18 protein-coding genes are annotated in these 19,363 nt (G+C 68.9%); 8 read left to right on the top strand and 10 right to left on the bottom strand.

The genetic code is table 11. The annotated features are described in order from the left end of the window. Positions 1–55: 55 nt before the first annotated feature. The 4 genes from H1Q64_RS22975 to H1Q64_RS22960 are packed head-to-tail and all read right to left on the bottom strand — an operon-like array spanning position 56 to position 3,895. The gene (locus H1Q64_RS22975) at positions 56–844 is read right to left on the bottom strand and encodes an ABC transporter permease (protein WP_035681830.1); all 789 of its coding nucleotides are present in this window, start codon (positions 842–844) and stop codon (positions 56–58) included. Further along, complete coding sequence (locus H1Q64_RS22970) at positions 841–1,692, bottom strand: ABC transporter permease (protein WP_237907168.1); 852 nt, start codon at positions 1,690–1,692, stop codon at positions 841–843. The genes H1Q64_RS22975 and H1Q64_RS22970 overlap by 4 nt, the downstream gene beginning before the upstream one ends. Positions 1,693–1,700: 8 nt before the next feature. Then, on the bottom strand, positions 1,701–2,798 hold the full coding sequence (locus H1Q64_RS22965; RefSeq protein WP_137143439.1) for an ABC transporter ATP-binding protein: 1,098 nt from the start codon (positions 2,796–2,798) through the stop codon (positions 1,701–1,703). A gap of 26 nt (positions 2,799–2,824) precedes the next feature. Further along, entirely contained in the window at positions 2,825–3,895 is a 1,071-nt protein-coding gene (locus H1Q64_RS22960) for an ABC transporter substrate-binding protein (protein WP_237906890.1), read from the bottom strand. Positions 3,896–4,035: 140 nt separating this feature from the next. On the opposite strand from H1Q64_RS22960, the gene H1Q64_RS22955 reads away from it, so the two are divergent. After that, a complete protein-coding gene (locus tag H1Q64_RS22955; protein WP_237907167.1) occupies positions 4,036–5,055 on the top strand; it encodes a GlxA family transcriptional regulator in 1,020 nt (339 codons plus the stop codon). A gap of 21 nt (positions 5,056–5,076) precedes the next feature. Here H1Q64_RS22955 and H1Q64_RS22950 read toward each other — a convergent pair whose 3' ends face one another. Then, complete coding sequence (locus H1Q64_RS22950) at positions 5,077–5,724, bottom strand: response regulator transcription factor (protein WP_237906889.1); 648 nt, start codon at positions 5,722–5,724, stop codon at positions 5,077–5,079. Continuing rightward, positions 5,721–7,085: an ATP-binding protein gene (locus H1Q64_RS22945; RefSeq protein ID WP_237906888.1), complete on the bottom strand. Its 1,365-nt coding sequence runs from the start codon at positions 7,083–7,085 to the stop codon at positions 5,721–5,723. The genes H1Q64_RS22950 and H1Q64_RS22945 overlap by 4 nt, the downstream gene beginning before the upstream one ends. A 313-nt stretch (positions 7,086–7,398) precedes the next feature. Here H1Q64_RS22945 and H1Q64_RS22940 point away from each other — a divergent pair, with 313 nt between their 5' ends. Together H1Q64_RS22940 and H1Q64_RS22935 are read left to right on the top strand one after the other, a co-directional pair. Beyond that, positions 7,399–9,321 carry a methanol/ethanol family PQQ-dependent dehydrogenase gene (locus tag H1Q64_RS22940; RefSeq protein ID WP_237906887.1) on the top strand — a complete coding sequence of 641 codons (1,923 nt, stop codon included), beginning with the start codon at positions 7,399–7,401 and terminating at the stop codon, positions 9,319–9,321. A 98-nt stretch (positions 9,322–9,419) separates the two neighbouring features. Next, the gene (locus H1Q64_RS22935) at positions 9,420–10,040 is read left to right on the top strand and encodes a pentapeptide repeat-containing protein (protein ID WP_094302788.1); all 621 of its coding nucleotides are present in this window, start codon (positions 9,420–9,422) and stop codon (positions 10,038–10,040) included. A 41-nt stretch (positions 10,041–10,081) separates the two neighbouring features. On the opposite strand, the gene H1Q64_RS22930 is transcribed toward H1Q64_RS22935, so the two are convergent. Then, positions 10,082–10,495: a winged helix-turn-helix transcriptional regulator gene (locus H1Q64_RS22930; protein ID WP_237906886.1), complete on the bottom strand. Its 414-nt coding sequence runs from the start codon at positions 10,493–10,495 to the stop codon at positions 10,082–10,084. Positions 10,496–10,589: 94 nt separating this feature from the next. Here H1Q64_RS22930 and H1Q64_RS22925 point away from each other — a divergent pair, with 94 nt between their 5' ends. Then, positions 10,590–11,537, top strand: coding sequence for an aromatic alcohol reductase (locus H1Q64_RS22925; protein WP_237907166.1), 948 nt, complete (start codon positions 10,590–10,592; stop codon positions 11,535–11,537). A 95-nt stretch (positions 11,538–11,632) separates the two neighbouring features. Here the strand turns inward: H1Q64_RS22925 and H1Q64_RS22920 are convergent, their stop codons facing one another. The 3 genes from H1Q64_RS22920 to H1Q64_RS22910 form a co-directional block, all read right to left on the bottom strand. Then, positions 11,633–12,949, bottom strand: a complete 1,317-nt coding sequence (locus H1Q64_RS22920) for an aspartate aminotransferase family protein (RefSeq protein WP_237906885.1) — start codon at positions 12,947–12,949, stop codon at positions 11,633–11,635. 6 nt (positions 12,950–12,955) lie between these two features. Next, complete coding sequence (locus tag H1Q64_RS22915) at positions 12,956–14,005, bottom strand: phosphotransferase (RefSeq protein ID WP_237906884.1); 1,050 nt, start codon at positions 14,003–14,005, stop codon at positions 12,956–12,958. A gap of 94 nt (positions 14,006–14,099) precedes the next feature. Continuing rightward, positions 14,100–14,783, bottom strand: a complete 684-nt coding sequence (locus H1Q64_RS22910) for a GntR family transcriptional regulator (RefSeq protein ID WP_237906883.1) — start codon at positions 14,781–14,783, stop codon at positions 14,100–14,102. Positions 14,784–15,086: 303 nt separating this feature from the next. On the opposite strand from H1Q64_RS22910, the gene H1Q64_RS22905 reads away from it, so the two are divergent. The 4 genes from H1Q64_RS22905 (at position 15,087) to H1Q64_RS22890 (ending at position 19,354) form a co-directional block, all read left to right on the top strand. Next, positions 15,087–15,701, top strand: a complete 615-nt coding sequence (locus H1Q64_RS22905; protein ID WP_237906882.1) for a glutathione S-transferase family protein — start codon at positions 15,087–15,089, stop codon at positions 15,699–15,701. Positions 15,702–15,758: 57 nt separating this feature from the next. Beyond that, entirely contained in the window at positions 15,759–17,834 is a 2,076-nt protein-coding gene (locus H1Q64_RS22900; protein WP_237906881.1) for a pyridoxamine 5'-phosphate oxidase family protein, read from the top strand. Positions 17,835–17,886: 52 nt separating this feature from the next. Further along, the gene (locus H1Q64_RS22895; RefSeq protein ID WP_237906880.1) at positions 17,887–18,351 is read left to right on the top strand and encodes a DUF1348 family protein; all 465 of its coding nucleotides are present in this window, start codon (positions 17,887–17,889) and stop codon (positions 18,349–18,351) included. Positions 18,352–18,463: 112 nt separating this feature from the next. Beyond that, a complete protein-coding gene (locus H1Q64_RS22890; protein ID WP_237906879.1) occupies positions 18,464–19,354 on the top strand; it encodes a LysR family transcriptional regulator in 891 nt (296 codons plus the stop codon). Positions 19,355–19,363 lie beyond the last annotated feature (9 nt).

Below are 19,363 nucleotides of genomic sequence, written 5' to 3'. Positions count from 1 at the left end.
GTGGATCGGATTCAGTGTTGGATCGGCGGGATGAAGCGGGGGGTGCCGGGACCGGTCAGCGCCGGTCCGACAGAAGGTGCAGCCCGACGGTGAGGTCGAGGATGATGATCGCCAGGGCCGCCACGCCGATGGTGATGGAGGACACCGCGGCGATGACCGGGTCGATCGTGTACTGGACGTAGTTGAAGAGCTTGACCGGGATGGTCGTCATCTCCGCCGTGGTGTTGAAGATGCTCAGCTCGACGTTGATCCAGGAGGAGATGAAGGCGAAGATCGCGCCGCTCGCCAGGCCGCTGCGGATCTGCGGCAGCGTGACCAGGAAGAAGGTCTCCATCGGGCGGGCGCCCAGGTCGGCGGAGGCCTCCTCCAGCGCCCGCTGCTCCGGCGTCAGCTGCGGCAGGACGGAGCGCAGGACGAAGGGCATGATGATCACGATGTGCCCGACCAGCAGCGCCGTGAAGCTGCGCATCAGCCCCAGCGCCGCACAGTATTGCAGCAGGGCGGCGCCCAGCACGACGTGCGGCAGGACCAGCGGCGACATCAGCAGGGACAGTAGGAACTTTTTGCCCGGAAACTCGCAGCGGGCGATGGCCAGCGCCGCCGGAACGCCGAGCAGCAGCGCCGCCGCCGTGGCGACCAGGGCCAGCAGGGTGCTGGTGCCGAAGGCCGCCAGATAGGAGGTGTCGCCGAGCATCCGCCCGTACCAGTCGAGGGTCAGCCCCTGCGGCGGGAAGGCGAGGTAGCTGGTGGCGGTGAAGGAGGAACCGACGATGACCAGAAGCGGCAGGATCAGGTAGGCCATGACGGACCAGGACACCACCCGCAGAAGAAGCCGTGCGATCATTGGGCTTTCCTCCCCGTTGCACCGGCCCCGGCGTTGCCGATCCAGCCGGCCAGACCGACCAGGACCAGCGTCATGACCAGCAGCGTCATGCTGAGCGCGCCGCCGTAGTTCACGTCGAAGACCGTGCTGTACTGCTGGAAGATCAGCATGGGGAAGACCGTGATCTTGCCGCCGCTCAGCAGGGCCGGCGTGACGTAGGCGCTGACCGCCAGGGTGAAGACCATGACGATCCCCGACATCAGCCCCGGCAGGCAGAGCGGAAAGGTGACGGTGCGGAAGGTGTCGAAGGGCGTGGCACCGAGGTCGGAAGAGGCATCCTCCAACGCCGGGTCCACCGCGGCCAGCGCGTTGCCAACGGCCAACACGATGAAGGGCAGCAGGATGTAGACCAGCCCGATCACGATGCCCAGCTCGGTGCCGAGGAAGCGCATCGGATGGTCCAGGATGCCGATCCCGACGAGCGCGTCGTTGACGAGGCCGTTGCGCCCCAGCAGCACCATCCAGCCGAAGGAGCGGACGATGTTGCTGGTGAACAGCGGCAGCACCAGCAGGATGACGCAGGTCCGCCGCAGCGCCCGCGACTTGACCACCCGCACCAGATAATAGGCCAGCGGATAGCCGAGCAGCGCGCAGGCCACCGTGGTCAGCCCGGCGATGCGGAAGGTCGCCGCCAGCACGTCCCAGTGATACTGGTCGAACAGCACCCGCGCGTAGTTGCCGAGGGACGGCACGCCGCCCGCCATCAGGCTGGACGACACGACCACGATCATCGGGACGGCGAAGAAGGCGGCGAAGAAGGCGACCGGGGCCGCCAGCAGGGGCAAGGCTCGGTTCATGGCGGCGCTCATGGTCGTGCTCATGGTCCGGACCGGTGGGTGGCCGGCTCGGCGATGATGTGGACGTGCCCCGGACGGAAGCCGACGAAGACCGGCGCCCCCGGATTCAGCCCCTCCCCCGCCATGCCCAGCCGGCGGCTGGCCAGCAGATGCTCGCCGACGCGCACCGTCACGACGGTCTGACCGCCGGTGTCGATGACGTCCTCGACGAAGCCCTGGTCGGTGATCAGGCCCGGCGCCTCCGGCTGGTTCAGCAGCTCGACATGCTCGGGCCGCAGCACCGCGGTGTATTGTTGCCGCGTGTCGGCGCCGAGATGGGGCAGCAGCGCCGATCCCACCGCCAGACGCACCCCGGCGTCGCCCTCCGCCGTTCCCGGCAGCAGGTTGGCCTCGCCGATGAAGTCGGCGACAAAGCGGCTGGCCGGGCGGGTGTAGATGGCCCGCCCGTCGCCCACCTGCTCGATCACGCCGCGGTTCATGACGACGATGCGGTTCGCCATGCTCATCGCCTCCTCCTGGTCGTGGGTCACGAACACGAAGGCGATGCCGAGCTTCTCCTGGAGATGCTTCAGCTCGATCTGCATCCGCTTGCGCAGCTTCAGGTCGAGCGCGCTCAGCGGCTCGTCGAGCAGGAGGAGCTTCGGGCGGTTGACAAAGGCCCGCGCCAAGGCGACGCGCTGCTGCTGGCCGCCCGACAGCTCCCGCGGATAGCGCCCCGCCGCGGAGTCCAACCCGACCAGCTCCAGCGCCTCGCGAGCGCGCTCCACCGCTTCGCCCCGCGGCACCCCGTGACGGCGCGGCCCGTAGGCCACGTTGTCGAGGATGCTCAGATGCGGGAACAAGGCGTAATGCTGGAACACCGTGTTCAGCGGGCGCCGGTGCGGCGGCAGCCGCGTCACGTCCTCCCCGCCGATCCGGATGGTCCCGGAATCGGGGGAGAGGAAGCCGGCGATGCAACGCAGCAGGGTCGTCTTGCCGCAGCCGCTCGGCCCCAGCAGGGCGACGAACTCGCCATGGGCCACATCCAGCGACACGTCCCTCAGCGCATGGTATGTGCCGAAATGCTTGTCGATGGAGCGGATGGAGAGCAGGGCGTCGGGCTTGGGCGTCGCGGACATGGAGGGGCTCCCCGGCTGGCTGCGGTTCACTGGCGGGCGAGTTCGCGGTTCCAGGCGTCGGTGATCGCCGCGCGGTCCCGGTTGATGTCCGCCCAGTTGAAGAGCTGGAGGTTCTTGACCGACCCGCCGACGCCCCAGGGCAGCTTGCGCTCGACGTCCGGCGACACCGACACGTTCTGCACCGCCGGGCCGAGATAGAGCTTCTCCGCCAGACAGGCCGACGCCTCCGGGGTCAGCGCGGTGTCGATGAAGCGCTGGGCGTCGGCCTTGTGCGGCGCGTTCTTGACCAGATGCAGGCGCGCGTCGGTGGCCCAGACGCCTTCCTTCGGAACGACGAAGCCGATGGGCAGGCCCTTGTCGGCCAGATCCCAGGCACCGACGTTGAAATGCGCGCCGATGATCGCCTCGCCGCTCTGGTAGGCGTTGCTCGCCGCCCCCGAGCTGTCGAAGTAAAGCGCGGTCTTCAGCGTCTTCAGCTTTTCGAAGGTCTTGGACAGGTCGCCCGGCGGGTTGCCCCACATGCGGTTCAGGAACATGACGAACGGCACGCCGGAGGAGTTGGCCGGCGACGGGATCGTCACCGTGTCCGCGAATTCCGGCTTCCACAGGTCGTTCCACGAGGTCGGCGGGGTCTTGATCTCCTTGGTGTTGTAGGTCAGGCCGAGCGAGTAGTACCCGGACCCCACGGCGAAGATCGACCCGTCCGCTTTGTAGATCGCCTCCGGCAACGCCTTCGCCAGGTTCGGCACGCCCGTCGGGTCGATGGCGTCCAGCACGCCCGCCGCCTGCGCCATCTCGCTGATGCCACCGTCCATGTAGGCGACGTCGAGCGTCGGCGCGTCCTTCTGCTGCTGCAGCTTGGCGAAGGTCACGGTCGAGGTGCCGATCTCCGGCACGACGCGGACGCCGGTCGCCTTGGTGAAGGGCTCCGCGACGCAGGTGCGGAAGGCCTCGCCCCAGTTGCCGCCGTACCAGGCGACGCGGATCTCGCCCTGGGCCGCGGCCGGCAGGGCGTACAGGGAGACCCCGGCCGCCAGGACGGCGGTCAGGGCGGCAAAGCGTGAGACGGTGCGGGTGGCGGCGCGCGTATGGGTCATGACCGGTTCCTTCGTGGTGTCGGTCCAGCGGGCGTCAGAGCCGTGGTTCGTTCGAAAGCTAATTGTTCCAACGTATTTTCCGATAGAAGAATGCTGCCGAATCCTTGAATATTTCCGACATGCCGACGCCCAGACCCGACATGCCCGATGCCCCCGACCGCGACGCTTCGTGTGCGACCGATCCCCGGTTGCGCATCGGCTTCGTGCTTCTCGACCAGTTCACACTGACGGCCTTTTCCGGCCTGATCGACGCGGTCCGGCTCGCCGCCGACCCCGGGGGGCGCAGCCGGCAGATCGACGCGAGCTGGACGGTGATGAGCGTCGGCGGGCAGCCGCGCCGGTCGAGCTGCGGCGTGCTGGTGACGCCCAACAGCGATCTGCTCGCCCCGGCGCCCTTCGATTACGTGGCGGTGTGCGGCGGCAACGATTACCGGAACGAGGTGCCGGGGCCGGTGACCGCCTATCTGCGCGCGGTGGCGGCGCAGCGGGTGCGGCTTCTGGGTATCTGCACGGGCACCTTCGCCATCGCGCGCGCCGGCCTCGTCGGCACGCGCCGCGTCTGCGTCCATTGGAACGTGCTGGACACCTTCCGCGAGCGCTTTCCGGCCGCAAATGCCTCGGTGGACCATCTCTTCATCGACGAGGGGGACCTGATCACCTGCGCCGGATCGACGGCGGCCATCGACCTCGGCCTCTACCTCGTCGGGCGGCACTGCGGCGGGCAGAAGGCGCGGCAGGCCGTCCGCCACATGATGCTTCAGGACATCCGCCCCGGCGCGCTGCCGCAGGCGCATTTCTATGCCAACCTTGACGGCGTGACCGACGCCCGCGTCCGACAGGCGACGCATTTCATCGAGCAGCGGCTGGACTCCCCACCCTCCGTCGAGGCCATCGCCCGCTACGTCGGGGTCAGCGCCCGGCAGCTCGAACGGTCCTTCCAGGCCGCGCTGGGCATCTCGCCGTCGGCCTTCCAACGCCGGCTGCGGCTGGATTACGGCCGATGGCTGCTGGAGCACACGCGCCGGACGATCACCGAGATCGCCTTCGACTGCGGCTTCGCCGACGCGGCCCATTTCTCGCGCGATTTCAAGACCCAGTTCGGCGAGATGCCCAGCCGGGCGCGCAAGGTCAAGCGCGGCGAGGAAGCTCCGCCGCCGTGACGGTTCCACCCACAGGGACGCTCAAGCCGCCAGCCCGTGGTCGATGGCGATGCGAATCAGGGCGCGCGCGCTGTCGGCGCCCAGCTTGTCCTTGATCTGCGTACAGGCGTTGGCGACGGTCTTTTGGCTGATGCCCAGCACCTCGGCGATGGCCGCCGCGGTCAGGCCGCGCCCCACCAGCGCCAGGATCTCCCGCTCGCGCTGGGTCAGCACCGCCAGCGGGTCGTCGGTCGGGGCCAGCGCCATCAGCGCCAGTTCGCGCGCCAGCGCGTGGTCGAGATGGACCCGGCCTGACAGCACGCAGCGCACCGCCATCACCAGCGTCTCCGGCGCATCGTTCTTGGTGACGTAGCCCTTTGCGCCGGCCTTCAACGCCCGCGCGGCGATGGCCGGATCCTCGTGCATGCTGAAGATCAGAACCGGCACCGCCGGGTTCTCCGCCCGCATCACGCGCAGCACTTCCATCCCGCCGCCGTCCCTCCCTCCGATGCCACCCGGCAGGTTGAGGTCGAGGATGACCACGTCCGGCCGCTCCGAGCGCCACAGCGCCAGCGCCACCGCCACGTCGGCGGCCTCGACGACACGGCCGAGCCCGGCTTCGGCGAGCAGGCTCTGGCAACCGGCGCGCACCACCGGGTGATCGTCCACCAGGAGGATGGTCAAGGTCATGCCACGCCCTCCAGCCCGGCCGGGACGCAGGGGAGGCAGGCGGCCACGCGGGTCCCCTGTCCGCCGTTCGAACCGATGCGCAGCGTGCCGCCCAGCGCCCTCACCCGCTCCGCCATCCCGGCGATGCCCAATCCACCCTGCTCCGCCATGCCCGGCCCTTCCCTGAACCCCGGCCCATCGTCGGTCACCACGACTTCCACCCGGTCGGTCCAGCGTCGCACCGTCACCGAGACGTTGGTCGGCCGGGCGTGGCGGAGGGCGTTGATCAGCGATTCCTGCGCCAGCCGGAAGACCGTCAGGCGCAGCACCTCGTCCAGCCCGTCGATGCCGTCCGGTGTTCCGTCCTCGGCCACGTCCAGCGACCAGCGCACCTCCGGCTCCCGCCGCGCCCACTCGTCGATCAGCCCGGACAGCGCCTCGCCCAGTGGCAACTGGTCGAGCAGGGCCGGGCGCAGGCGGACCAGGATGCGCCGGCTCATCCGGTGCACGTCCGCGGCCATGGACAGCACGGCGCGGGCGCGTCCGGCGATCTCCACCCGCTCGCTGATGGTGGCTTCCGGCTTCGGCTCTTCGCTCAGGCGCAGGATGCGCCCGGCGTCCACCTTGATGGCGAACAGCGCCGCACCCAGCTCGTCGTGGATTTCGCGGGCGATGTCCCGGCGCTCGCGGTCCTGCGCCTCGATCAGCCTCTGGCCGAGCCTGCGGTTCTCCCGCCCCGCCGCGGCCAGCTCCTCGGCCAGGGCGGCGATGCCGGTGCCCAGCCGGACCAGTTCCGGCACGCCGCCGCCGGCGAGGCCGCCCCGCGGTCCGGGTTCGTAAACACCTTCGCGCAGGCGCCGCACCGCCGCCTCGATGCGGGCGAGCGGGGCGAGCGCCCGGCCCACCGCCATCCAGGCGGCGCCCAGCAGCAGCAGCCCCGCCACCAGCATCGCCAGGGCGAGGTCCCGCATGTCCTCCCAGACCTCGGCCACCTCGTCCTGCGGTTGGGCGACCACGGTCAACAGGACGCGCCCATCGGCACCGGTCAGCGCATGGGCCTGCGGCGCCACGTCGATCAGCGCCGCGAACCAGCCGGGAACGGCCCCATGGCCGGCATCCCCCTCGCCCAGGGAGTCGGAAGCCGCCTCACCCGCGATGAAGCGCAGGTGGCGCAGGCCCAGACGGTCGAGCGCCACGACGGCATCAGGAATGGCCCCCCGCCCGGCTTCCGCCCGCCCGATGGCGATGCCGAGATCGAGGGCGGAGGCCATTTCCGCGCGGACAGCGTCGCGCGCGTTGGCGATCATCACCGCCGCGCCGGCCACCGCCAGCAGCGCCAGGAACAGCCCGATCAGGGCCAGCATGCGCATTCGCAACGACATCGCCGTCTGATCCTTCCAACACGCCCCATAGGACCATCGACGGAATGTTAACCAAGCAACCGGTCTCCGCGCTATGCGTCCTTCGACCAAGAAGCGGCGGGCGGACGGGCCTTTTGCCGCGGCACCGGGATTTTTTCCCGCCCCCTCCGGGACGCCGTCATACGCGCGTTGCAAGAATCTCGTCCCCGTATCGTCCAATGGAACCGAAGAACCGCCAAGACGAACATTGGGGGCGCAAGACGCGGTGCCGGAACCGGGGCGGATCGGGCGGACGATCCGCCCCGGAAAAAACGGCCTTTCACGGGGGAAACGCATGACTTTATCCTTGGACACCACGCCGAGAACCAAGCCGAAAACCAAGACAGACACCGGGGCCGGACGGGTTCGGCGCCGAATCATCACCGCGGTGGTGGCTGGATTCCTCGCCTCCACCGCTCCGGCGGCCTGGGGAAGCGCCCAGGCCGCCGACGTCACCTGGGACGACATCGCCAACGACGCCAAGTCGGCCGGCGACGTGCTGATGTACGGCATGGGGGTGGAGGGCAAACGCTTCAGCCCGCTGAAGCAGATCGATACCACCAGCGTGTCGCGGCTGGTCCCCGCCTGGTCCTTCTCCTTCGGCGACGAGAAGCAGCGCGGACAGGAGACGCAGGCGCTGGTGCATGACGGGGTGATCTACGTCACCGCCTCCTACTCGCGGATGTTCGCGCTGGACGCCCGCACCGGCAAGCGGCTGTGGACCTACGCCCACCGCCTGCCCGACGACATCCGGCCCTGCTGCGACGTGGTCAACCGCGGGGCGGCGATCTACGGCGACAAGGTGTTCTTCGGCACGCTCGACGCCTCGCTCGTCGCGCTGAACAAGGACACCGGCAAGGTCGTCTGGCGCAAGAAGTTCGCCGACCACAAGGTCGGCTACACCATGACCGGCGCCCCCACCATCGTGAAGGATCAGAAATCCGGGCGCATGCTGCTGATCCACGGCTCGTCCGGCGACGAGTTCGGCGTGGTCGGCCGCCTGTTCGCCCGCGATCCCGACACCGGCGAGGAGGTGTGGATGCGGCCGCTGGTCGAAGGCCACATGGGCCGGCTCGACGGCAAGGACAGCACCACCACCGGCAACGCCAAGGCGCCGTCCTGGCCGCGCGACAAGGACGGGCAGCTCGTCGAGGCCTGGAACCACGGCGGCGGCGCGCCCTGGCAGAGCGCCACCTTCGACGTGGAGACCAACACGATCGTCATCGGCACCGGCAACCCGGCGCCGTGGAACGGCTGGGCGCGCTGGCCCGGCGACAGCCTCTACACCTCCGGCCAAGCCTACGTCGATCCGACCACGGGCGAGCTGAAGGGCTTCTACCAGCACACCCCCAACGACACCTGGGACTTCTCCGGCAACAACGAGCTGGTGCTGTTCGACTACAAGGACGCGTCAGGCAAGACGGTGAAGGCGACCGCCCACGCCGACCGCAACGGCTTCTTCTACGTCACCGACCGGACGAAGCTGGCGACGGCGGGCGGCGAGGCGAACAAGCCGAACAGCGTGCTGGCGGCCTTTCCCTTCGTGGACGGCATCACCTGGGCCAAGGGCATCGACCTGAAGACCGGCCGCCCCATCGAGGTCGAGGGCCAGCGCCCGCCGCCGCCCGCCGAGGGCGAGAAGCGCGGCAAGGCGGTCGAGGTCTCCCCGCCCTTCCTCGGCGGCAAGAACTGGAACCCGATGTCCTATAGCGAGGACACCGGCCTGTTCTACATCGCCGCCAACCACTGGAAGGAGGACTACTGGACGGAGCATGTCGGCTACAACCCCGGCTCCGCCTATCTCGGCATGGGCTTCCGCATCCACAAGATGTTCGAGGACCATGTCGGCGTCCTGCGCGCCATCGACCCGACGACCGGCAAGGTCGCCTGGGAGCACAAGGAGGAGCTGCCGCTGTGGTCCGGCACGCTGGCGACCGCCGGCGGGCTGGTCTTCACCGGGACCGGCGACGGCTACGTCAAGGCGTTCGACGCCAAGTCGGGAGCGGAGCTTTGGAAGTTCCAGACCGGCTCCGGCATCATCTCCTCCCCGGTCACCTGGGAACTGGACGGGGTGCAGTATGTCGGCATCACCACCGGTTACGGCGGCGCCGTGCCGCTGTGGGGCGGCGATCTCGCCGACCTGACCACCCGCGTGACCCAGGGCGGCTCCTTCTGGGTGTTCAAGCTGGCCGACCTGAAGGTCTCCAGCGCCAAGTGACCGCCACCAGGTGACCGCCCGCCGGGGCGGGGAAGCGGGCGGACCGGCCCGTTTCCCGCCCCGGTCTTCATGCATCGCAGCGATGGGAGTTCTCCCCCATGAACCGCTTCTTCAGGCCCGCCTTCGCCCTGTGCGCCCTGCTGTCCCTGTCCGGCCCGCTCACCGCCCCGCTGGCGGCGGAGGTCGAAACCGCCAGCCTCGGCGGCGGCGAGGAGGAGCGCGTTACCGAGGTCGCCGGCTGCGTCCTCACGGCCAAGGCGGTCTGCCCCGGCATCGACCTGCGCCACCGGAACCTGCGCAGCCTGTCGCTGGCCGGCGCCGACCTGCGCGGCGCCAACCTGATGCGCGCCGACCTGCGCCACGCCGATCTGCGCGGGGCCGACCTCAGCGGGGCCATCCTCGACGGCGCCGATCTGCGCACCGCCTTCCTTCAGGGCACGCGCCTGTCCGGTGCCCGCCTGCGCGGCGCCAACCTGGAATTCGCCCGCGCCAACGGCGCCGACCTGCGGCAGGCCGACCTGACCGCCGCCAATCTGGAGGCGCTGCGCGCCGACAAGGCCGATCTCACCGGCGCCAACCTGGAGGGCGCCAACCTTCAGGAGGCCAAGCTGTCCTTGACCAACCTGTCGCAGGCCAACCTGGAAGGCGCGAAGATCCGCTTCGCCATCTTCCAGGACGCGCTGATGACCGACTGCCGCTCCTGCCCCACCGACTGGTGACGGGAAGCCGCCGCCGCGAGCGTTTTCTCACCAAGCGGCTGCTACGGCTCTTCACCAAGGTGGTTTCTGTCAAACGTCTCCCTTGCCTTCCGAAAGCTGTCCGCGTTCTCGACGATCCAGGTCCATAGGGGAACCATCCGGACAAGCAGCTCCAAGCCGGAGTCGGACAGCTGATACTCGACGTGCGGCGGTACCTCCTCGAAGTCGTGGCGGATCACCAATCCGTCACGCTCCAACTGGCGAAGGGTGCGCGTCAGCATCCGTTGAGTAACACCGTGCATGCGCCGGCCGATCTCCGCATGGCGCAGTTGACCGTAAACGCCGAGCGTATGAATGACGCCGAGCGACCAGCGATTTCCGGCATGAGCCAGCACCTCTCGCCGTAACCCGTCGTCGTCGTCTCTGAGGCCGTCGCAGACGGTCTGGGAGTACTTGAGAATGTCGTCCCGGTTCAACGATCCGACCCCAGTATCACGCATGTGCCTTCTTTCACGCTTGCATATGGGTTGCTAGTTCTTGGCAGCAACCAATGCTGAATGGGTCAGAACGATGAACGATGCAGGTTCCACCGTAAAGTCACGAAACATCCTCGTGCTGGGTGCCGGCGAGCTCGGCATGCCGGTGCTGCGCAATCTGGCGCGTCGCGCGAGGAACGTGGACGGAGCCACGATCAGCGTGCTGTTGCGCGCCAGTGCCGTCGCATCCGACGAGCCGGCCAAGAAGCGTGATATCGGCGAGATTCGCGACCTTGGAATAGAGGTCGTTGTCGGCGATCTGGTGAGGAGTTCGATCGGCGAGCTTGCGTCGGTTTTCGAGCAATATGACACCGTGATCGGATGCGCGGGCTATGCCGCCGGGATCGACACGCCCATGAAGCTGGCCAAGGCCGCCTTGCAGGCGCGGATCCCTCGTTACTTTCCGTGGCAGTTCGGCGTCGATTTCGACGTGATCGGTCGCGGCAGCCCGCAGGACATCTTCGACGCACAGCTCGATGTGCGCGAGCTTCTGCGCGCGCAGAGCCAGACCGATTGGGTCATCATCTCCACCGGCATGTTCATGAGCTATCTCTTCGAGCCGGAATTCGGCGTCGTCGATCTGGAGAACGACGCGGTCCATGCGCTTGGCAGCCTCGACACCGCCGTGACCCTGACCACGCCCGACGACATCGGCGCATTGACTGCCGAGGTGGTGTTTGCCGAGCCCACCATTCGGAATGAGATCGTCTTCCTGGCAGGCGATACCGTGACCTATGGGGAGGTTGCGGACAAGCTGGAGATGGCTTTGGGGCGTCCCTTCAGCCGGTCGGAATGGACCGTACCGTTCCTGACGGAAGAACTGGCACGCGACCCGCAGAACATGATGCGCAAATATCGCGCGGCTTTCGCCCAAGGGCGCGGAGTCGCTTGGGACAAGGCCGGTACGTACAACCAACGCAATGCCATCCCGGTTACCGACGTGACAGCATGGATTGGTGCAAACCTCAACCTTGCCCCGTAGCGCGTAGCCGCCCAGCAGCAGCACGTGAGATGGGCCCCCGATGACGCCCGCACTCCCCGGCGAACGGATGGGGCTGGGCTGACGGGACGGCGCCTTTACAGCGCCGCCAGCACCTCGTCGAGCGTGGCGAGGAACAGCTTCGCGTCCTCGGACGAGAAGACCAGCGGCGGGCGGATCTTCAGGATGTGTCCCTCCTGCCCGGTCGCGCTGATCAGCACCCGGCGCTGGCGCATCCCGTTCACCACGCGGGCCGTCTCCTCCGACGCCGGGGTCTTCAGCTTGCGGTCGCGCACCATCTCGACGCCGATGAACAGACCGCTGCCGCGCACGTCGCCGATCAGCTCATGCTTGGCGGCAAGCGCGCGCAGGCCGTCGATCATCTCCGTGCCGACGGTCAGGGCGTTCTCCTGCAGGCGGTCCGCCTTGATCACGCGCAGCACCGCCAGCGCCACCGCGCAGGACACCGGGTTGCCGCCGAAGGTGTTGAAATAGCGCTGGCTCTTGCCGAACGCCTCGATCACCTCCGGCCGGAACACCGCGCCGGCCACCGGATGGCCGTTGCCCATCGGCTTGCCGACCGTCACGATGTCGGGCACCAGCCCGTGGCGCGCGAAGCCCCACATGTGCGTGCCGAGCCGCCCGAAGCCGGGCTGCACCTCGTCGGCGATGAAGAGGCCGCCGGCCTTGCGCATCACCTCGACCGCCGGGGCGAGGAAGCCGGCCGGGTCGGTGAAGACGCCGCTGCTGGAGAAGATGGTGTCGACCAGCAGCGCCGCCGGGGCGATCCCCTTCTCCCGCAGGTCGGCGATGGCCGCCTCGACGGAGCGCGCGAAGGCGGCCCCGACCTCGGCCTCCGGCATACGGTAGCCGTCGGGCGCCGGCACCACGCGGACATGATCGCCCAGCTTCACCGCGGCACCCAGCGAGGGCGACATCTCGGCCAGCGCCGAGGTCACGCCATGGTAGGCGTTGTGCGCGATGACGACGCCGGTGCCGCCGGTGTGGACGCGGGCGACGCGCAGGGCCAGATCGTTGGCCTCGCTGCCGGTGCAGGTCAGCATCAGGTGCGACAGTTCCGCCGGGAACTCCGCCAGGAAGGCTTCGGCGAAGTCGAGGATGCCGTCGGTCAGGTAGCGCGTGTGGGTGTTCAGCACGGCCGCCTGCCTGGCCATCGCCTCCACCACCTCCGGCCGCGAATGCCCGACCGAGGCGACGTTGTTGTAGGCGTCCAGATAGCGGTTGCCTTCGGCGTCATAGAGGGACGAGCCCTCCCCGCGCACGACATGGATCGGGTCTGCGTAGAACAGGCGGTAGGCCGGGCCGAGCAGCTTCTTGCGACGGGCGATCAGGGCGCGCTCGCGCTCCGGCAGGGTTCCGGCGGAGTCGGGCGCGTAGGCGTTGATCATGGTCATGGCGGTTCACACTTTCTGGCAGGCGAGATGGAGCAGGCGGCGCGCGGTGGCGGCCTCGTCGCCGGTCAGCCGGTCCAGGCCGGCAAAGGCGCGTTCGGCGTTGCGCAGGATGTAGGCGGCGTTGGCGGGGTACTCGGCCGCCCGCCAGCTGGTGATGCCGATGGTCAGGGCGAGGCGGCCCGCCACCAGATCGGGCAGCAGTTCCACCTCGTCCTCCGTCAGCGGCAGCACGGCGTTGTAGGCGCGGGTCATCTCGACCACGGAGCCGAAGGGCGTCTCGCCGCTGGTGACGTGGTAGGCGAGCGCCGTCGCCAGATCGTTGGCCAGCGGCGCCCGCAGCGCGTCGCCGAAATCGATGATCCCGGTGACCTTCTCATGCCCGACCGGATCGACCACCGCGTTGTGGGGGTTCAGGTCGTTGTGGATCACCTGATGGCGCAGGGTAGGCAGCCGGGGGCCGATCTCGTCGGTGAAGCGGGCGACGAAGCGCTCGACCATCCCACGGCGCCGGTCGTCCGCCACATAGTGCAGCCGGTCAGCGACGCTGGCGGTGCGGGTGATGTCCCACAACAGGTCGCGCTCCGAGCCGGGATGCTCGTAGTCGGCCAGCGCCCGATCCAGCCGGGCCAGCGTCGTTCCCAGCGCCCGCATCAGCCCCGACGAAGGCGGCGCGGCGTGGAGCGGCGTTCCTTCGAGATAGGTCAGCAGCCGCAGGACCATGGCGCTGCCGTCGATCTGGACGATCGCCTGGGCTTCCCCGTCCAGCGTCGGCACGACCCGCGGCACCGGCAGGGCGGGGTCGCGGACGGCCACATGCTGCATGGCCCCGGTCTGGAAGCTTGTGACGGGTTGAGGCTCCGCCGGGTTGGTGAACTTCAACACATAGCCCTGCCCATTCGGGGCAGCGATGTGGAAATTGCGGTCGCGCTCGCTGCTCAACTCGCGGACGGTGCCGGTCACGCCGAACCACCGTCGCAGGATGGCGCCGGCCTCCTCCGTGGAGATTGCCGGCGCGGCGGTGGTCAGAACGTCACCCTGGGTCGGGGCCGGTGTCATCGCCGGTGTCTCCTTGTGGTGCGAAGCGGTCAATGTTTGATGCATCATAGTGGCGGGTGGATCGGCTGAGGAAGCGGATGGGATCGGCGGGGAATCAGACGGCGAGCGCCTCGGGGTGCACGCCGTCGATCCTCTCCAGGATCGGACCGCTGGCCAGCAGGATGTCGGCCTGGATGGCGCGGGCGGCGGCGGGACCGTCATGGCCGCGGATGGCGTCCATCAGCGGGTAGTGATGATCGATCATCGTGCGCCCGGCGCCACCGTAGACGTCGGCGATCAACGGCCCCATCTGCAGCCAGAGCCGCCGCAGAATGTCGCCGAGCACCGGCATGTCCGCGAACTCGGACACCTTGAAATGAAAGATCTGGTTGAGTTCGGTGGCCAGCGCGGTGTTGCCGGCGGCCATCGCTTCCTCGTTGCGCTTGAGCAGGGCGTCCAAAGCCGCGATCTGGGCGGGCGTGGCCTGTTCGGCGGCCCGCGCGGCGGCCAGCCCCTCCAGATTGACCCGAATATCGCGGATCTCCAGGTACGTGGCCCGGGTCAGCATCGGGACGCGGATGTCGCGCGGCGAGCGCAGCACCAGGGCCTGATCCTGCACCAGCCGCAGGATGGCGTCGCGCACCGGGGTGACGCTCGTCCCCAGCCGGTCGGCGAGATCGCGGATCTTGAGGCGGTCGTTCGGCTTGAAGGCGCCCTTCATCAGGGCCTCGCACAATTTCTGGTAAATCGTGCCGCCGAGATTGTCGTGTTCGAGAAGGGTGAGATCGAACCCGCTCATCCTCCGCCCTTCCCGCCGTTGCCGGTCATCCGATGTATGATGCATCATAATGCCTTGGTAGCGGCCGCAGGTCAAGACGGTCTGAGCGATCAAACGGAACTGTTGCAATTGGCCTTTGTAGCCCTCTCCCCTCGGGGGAGAGGGAGTGCCTAATGCACTCACCCCAAACACCCCACCCAACCGGCATTATTGCACTGGCTGTAATGATGAACTGCCAAACCGGGCTATTCCGGTGATCGGCTGACGGGCGCACTCTCAGTGTGCAGATCGGGATGGTCCCGGCCAGCATCGCAGGAGTCAGCCATGAAGCTCTATCATCACCCGCTGTCGGGCCATGCGCACCGCGCCCGCCTGTTCGTCTCCCTGCTCGGACTGCCGCACGAGCTGGTCGAGGTCGACCTGAAGGCGGGTGCGCACAAGACGCCCGAATTCCTGGCGCTGAACCCGTTCGGTCAGGTGCCCGTGCTGGAGGACGACGGCGTGGTCGTTTCGGACTCGAACGCCATCCTGGTCTATCTGGCGAAGAAGGCCGGCCGCAGCGATTGGCTGCCCGAAGACGCCCGGAGTGCGGCGGCCGTCCAGCGCTGGCTGTCGGTCGCGGCCGGCGAGGTCGCCTACGGCCCGGCGGCGGCGCGACTGGTCACGGTGTTCGGCGCGGGCTTCAACCCCGACGAGGTCATCGGCCGCGCACACACCCTGCTGAAGAGGCTCGACAGCCACCTGTCCGGCCGCGACTGGCTGGTCGGCGTCCAGCCGACGATCGCCGACGTCGCCATCTACAGCTACGTCGCCCGCGCCCCGGAAGGCAATGTCGATCTGTCGGGCTATCCGGCCGTCAACGCCTTCCTCCGCCGTATCGAGGGGCTGCCGGGCTTCGTCCCCTTCGCCCAGACGCCGGCGGGGCTCACCGCCGCGTGACGCGCCGCCTGGGCGCGCGCACCGGCGCGCCCGCTTCTTTCACCGGGGAGACGGGACATGGGCGAGACCGCGAAGACGCTGCCGATCTGGCATGAGGGTGAGACGTTCCTGCAGGAGAAGGTCGGCGCCGGCGTCGCCGAGCGGATGGCGATGGTGGGGCAACGGGTCATCCGCGACTTCATGCCCGACCAGCACCGCGACTTCTACGCCCAACTCCCCTTCCTCGTGATCGGCAGCGCCGACCCGGACGGCGATGCCTGGGCCAGCATCCTCGAAGGAAGGCCAGGCTTTCTGTCCTCGCCGTCGCCGACCACCCTCGACATCGCCGCGCGCCTGAGCGCCGGCGATCCCGCGGCGGCCGGTATGGTCGACGGCGCGCCGGTCGGCCTCCTCGGCATCGAGATGAACACGCGGCGGCGCAACCGCATGAACGGCGTCGTCTCGGCGACGCCCGCGGGTTTCCGCGTCGCGGTCGACCAGAGTTTCGGCAACTGCCCCCGCTACATCCAGCTGCGCGACGCCACGCTGGCCCGCGACCCCACCCAGCCCTTCGCCGGCGCCGTCGAGGAGCTGACGGCCCTCGATCCGGCGGCGCAGGCGGCGATCGAAGCGGCGGACGCCTTTTTCGTCGCCTCCTACGCCGACCGTGGCGACCATCGCCAGGTCGACGTGTCGCATCGCGGCGGCAAGGCCGGCTTCGTCCGCGTGGCCGGGGACGGCACGCTCACCATTCCGGATTTCGACGGCAACCTCTTCTTCGCCACGCTTGGCAACATCCTGCTCAACGGAAAGGCGGGGCTGCTCTTCGTCGATTTCGCCAGCGGCGACCTGTTGCAGATGACCGGCGACGCCGCTTTGGTCCTGGACTCGCCGGAGATCGCCGCCTTCCAGGGCGCCGAGCGGCTGTGGACCTTCAAGGCGCGCAGAATCGTCCGCCGGCCCGGCGCCCTGGCCCTGCGCTGGACGCTGCGGGCGGACGGCTGGTCTCCCAGCTCCCTGATGACGGGCGACTGGGGCCAGGCCGCCGACCGGCTGCGCGCGGAGGAAACGGCGACGCGCTGGCGGCCGATGACGGTGACGGACATCGTCGAGGAAAGCGCCACCATCCGCTCCTTCCATCTGCGGCCGACCGACGGCGCGGGGCTCCTGCCGCATCTGGCCGGCCAGCATCTGCCCATCCGCGTCACTCCGGCGGGCGCCGACAAACCGGTCGTCCGGACCTACACGTTGTCCGTCGCCCCGTCGGACGGGATCTACCGCATCAGCGTCAAGCGCGAGGGCCTGGTGTCGCGGCATCTGCACGACCATGTCCGGGTCGGCGACGTCATCGAGGCGCGCGGGCCGGCGGGCGGCTTCACCATCGACGCCCGCGCGACGCGGCCGGCGGTGCTGCTGGCCGGCGGCGTCGGCATCACGCCGCTGCTCGCCATGCTGCGCCACGTGGTCTATGAGGGGCTGCGCACGCAGCGCATCCGCCCGACCATCCTGGTCCACGCGGCGCGCTCCACAGCGGAGCGACCGTTCGACCGGGAAATCAACGATCTCGTCACGGCGGCGAACGGCGCCGTCCGGCTCGTCCGCGTCCTCAGCGATCCCGGCGAGGCCGTGCCGGGCGTCGATTACGACGCCGTGGGCCGCATCGACATGGCTCTGCTGACGCGCATCCTCGGCTTCAACGATTACGACTTCTATCTCTGCGGGCCGCCCGCCTTCACCCAGGCGCTCTACGATGGCTTGCGCGGCTACAGCATCGCCGACGAGCGGATTCATGCCGAGGCGTTCGGGCCGTCGTCCCTGAAGCGGACGGGTGTGACCACGGAGGCCGCCGCACCGCCGCGCCGGGCGCCCGCGACCAGGCCGGTGCCGGTCGCCTTCATGAACACGCTCAAGGAAGCGCGCTGGACGCCCGGCTCCGGCACGCTGCTCGAACTGGCCGAAGCGCGCGGCCTCGATCCCGCCTTCAGTTGCCGTGAGGGCACCTGCGGGACCTGCCGCACCAAGCTGCTCAAGGGTGCGGTGACCTACGTCAAGGAGCCGAGCGCGGCCGTCGCCGCCGACGATGTGCTGTTGTGCTGCGCCGTCCCCGCCGAAGCGGAGACGGGCGAAGGCGACCGCCTGCAACTCGCGCTCTGACCAATCGCTACCCGCTGCCCGTCCTCTCCCCCGCAAACCAAAGGAGTTCGCCATGTCCCGTCCTCCCCTGCCTCCCTTCACCCAGGAAACCGCCATCGAGAAGGTCCGTCTGGCGGAAGACGGCTGGAACAGCCGCGATCCCGCCAAGGTCGCGCTGGCCTACACCACCGACACGCGCTGGCGGAACCGCGCGGAGTTCGCCAACGGCCGCGCCGAGGTTGAGGCCTTCCTGACCCGCAAGTGGAACCGCGAGCTGGACTACCGGCTGATCAAGGAGCTGTGGGCGTTCGGCGGCAACCGCATCGCCGTGCGCTACGCCTACGAATACCATGACGACAGCGGCCAGTGGTTCCGCGCCTACGGCAACGAGAATTGGGAGTTCGCCGAGGACGGGCTGATGCGTGTCCGCCACGCCAGCATCAACGAGCACCCGATCGCCGAAGCCGATCGCAGGTTCCGTTGGCCGCTGGGCCGCCGTCCGGACGACCATCCGGGCCTCAGCCATTTCGGCTTCTGACACGGCGGCTTCTAAAGAGGCGGCTTCCGACGCGGCGGCGCAGGCGGAGGTTGCTATCCGGAGCCTCTTCGGCCACAGACTGTGACGGGGACACAGCGAAACGGGGGCGCGCATGGACCGGTTGCAGGCGATGCGGATCTTCGTGAAGGTCGCCGAAACGGAGAGCTTCGCCGAAACCGCCCGCCACCTGCATCTGAGCGCGCCCGCGGTGACGCGCGCCGTGGCGGCCCTTGAGGATCTCATCGGCGCCCGTCTGTTCGTGCGCACCACCCGCTCGGTCAAGGTGACCGAAGCCGGCGCGCGCTACCTCGAGGATTGCCGCCGCATCCTGTCGGACATCACGGAGGCGGAGGCCGCCGCGGGCGGCGTCTACGCCACACCGACCGGGACGCTCGCGGTCACCGCCTCCGCTCTGTTCGGGCCGATGCATGTGCTGCCAATCGTGACCGAGTATCTGGATCGCTACCCCGGCATGCGCGCGCAGACCTTCTTCGTCGACCGCCCGGTGAACATCGTGGAGGAAGGCATCGATGTCGCCGTGCGCATCGGCCACCTGCCGGATTCCGGCTTCACGGCAATCCGGGTCGGCATGGTCCGGCGCGTGGTCTGCGGCGCCCCGGCCTATTTCCAGCGCCACGGCGTCCCAAGAACACCGGTCGACCTCAAGCACCACCGCATCGCCGTATCGACCGGCGCCTGGGCATCGCCGGAGTGGCGGTTCGCCCGGGACCAGCGGGTAACCATCGACCCGGTTCTGCAATGCAACACCAACGAGGCGGTGATCGCGACCGCCAAGGCGGGCTGGGGCCTCACCCGGGTTCTTCATTACCAGATCGGCCCGGCGCTCCTCGCCGGCGAGCTTCGGATCGTGCTCGCTGACCATGAGGAGCCGCCCCTGCCCATCCATGTCCTCCATCCCGAGGGGCGCCACGCGCCGGCCAAGGTGAGGGCCTTCGTGGACCTCGCCGTGGCGCGCCTGCGCGAAAACCGCTTCCTCAATTAAGCCCCGGAG

Origin of the sequence: Azospirillum brasilense (assembly GCF_022023855.1) — a bacterium.
GTDB lineage: Bacteria > Pseudomonadota > Alphaproteobacteria > Azospirillales > Azospirillaceae > Azospirillum > Azospirillum brasilense_F.
This window is presented reverse-complemented; position numbering and strand designations above follow the sequence as displayed.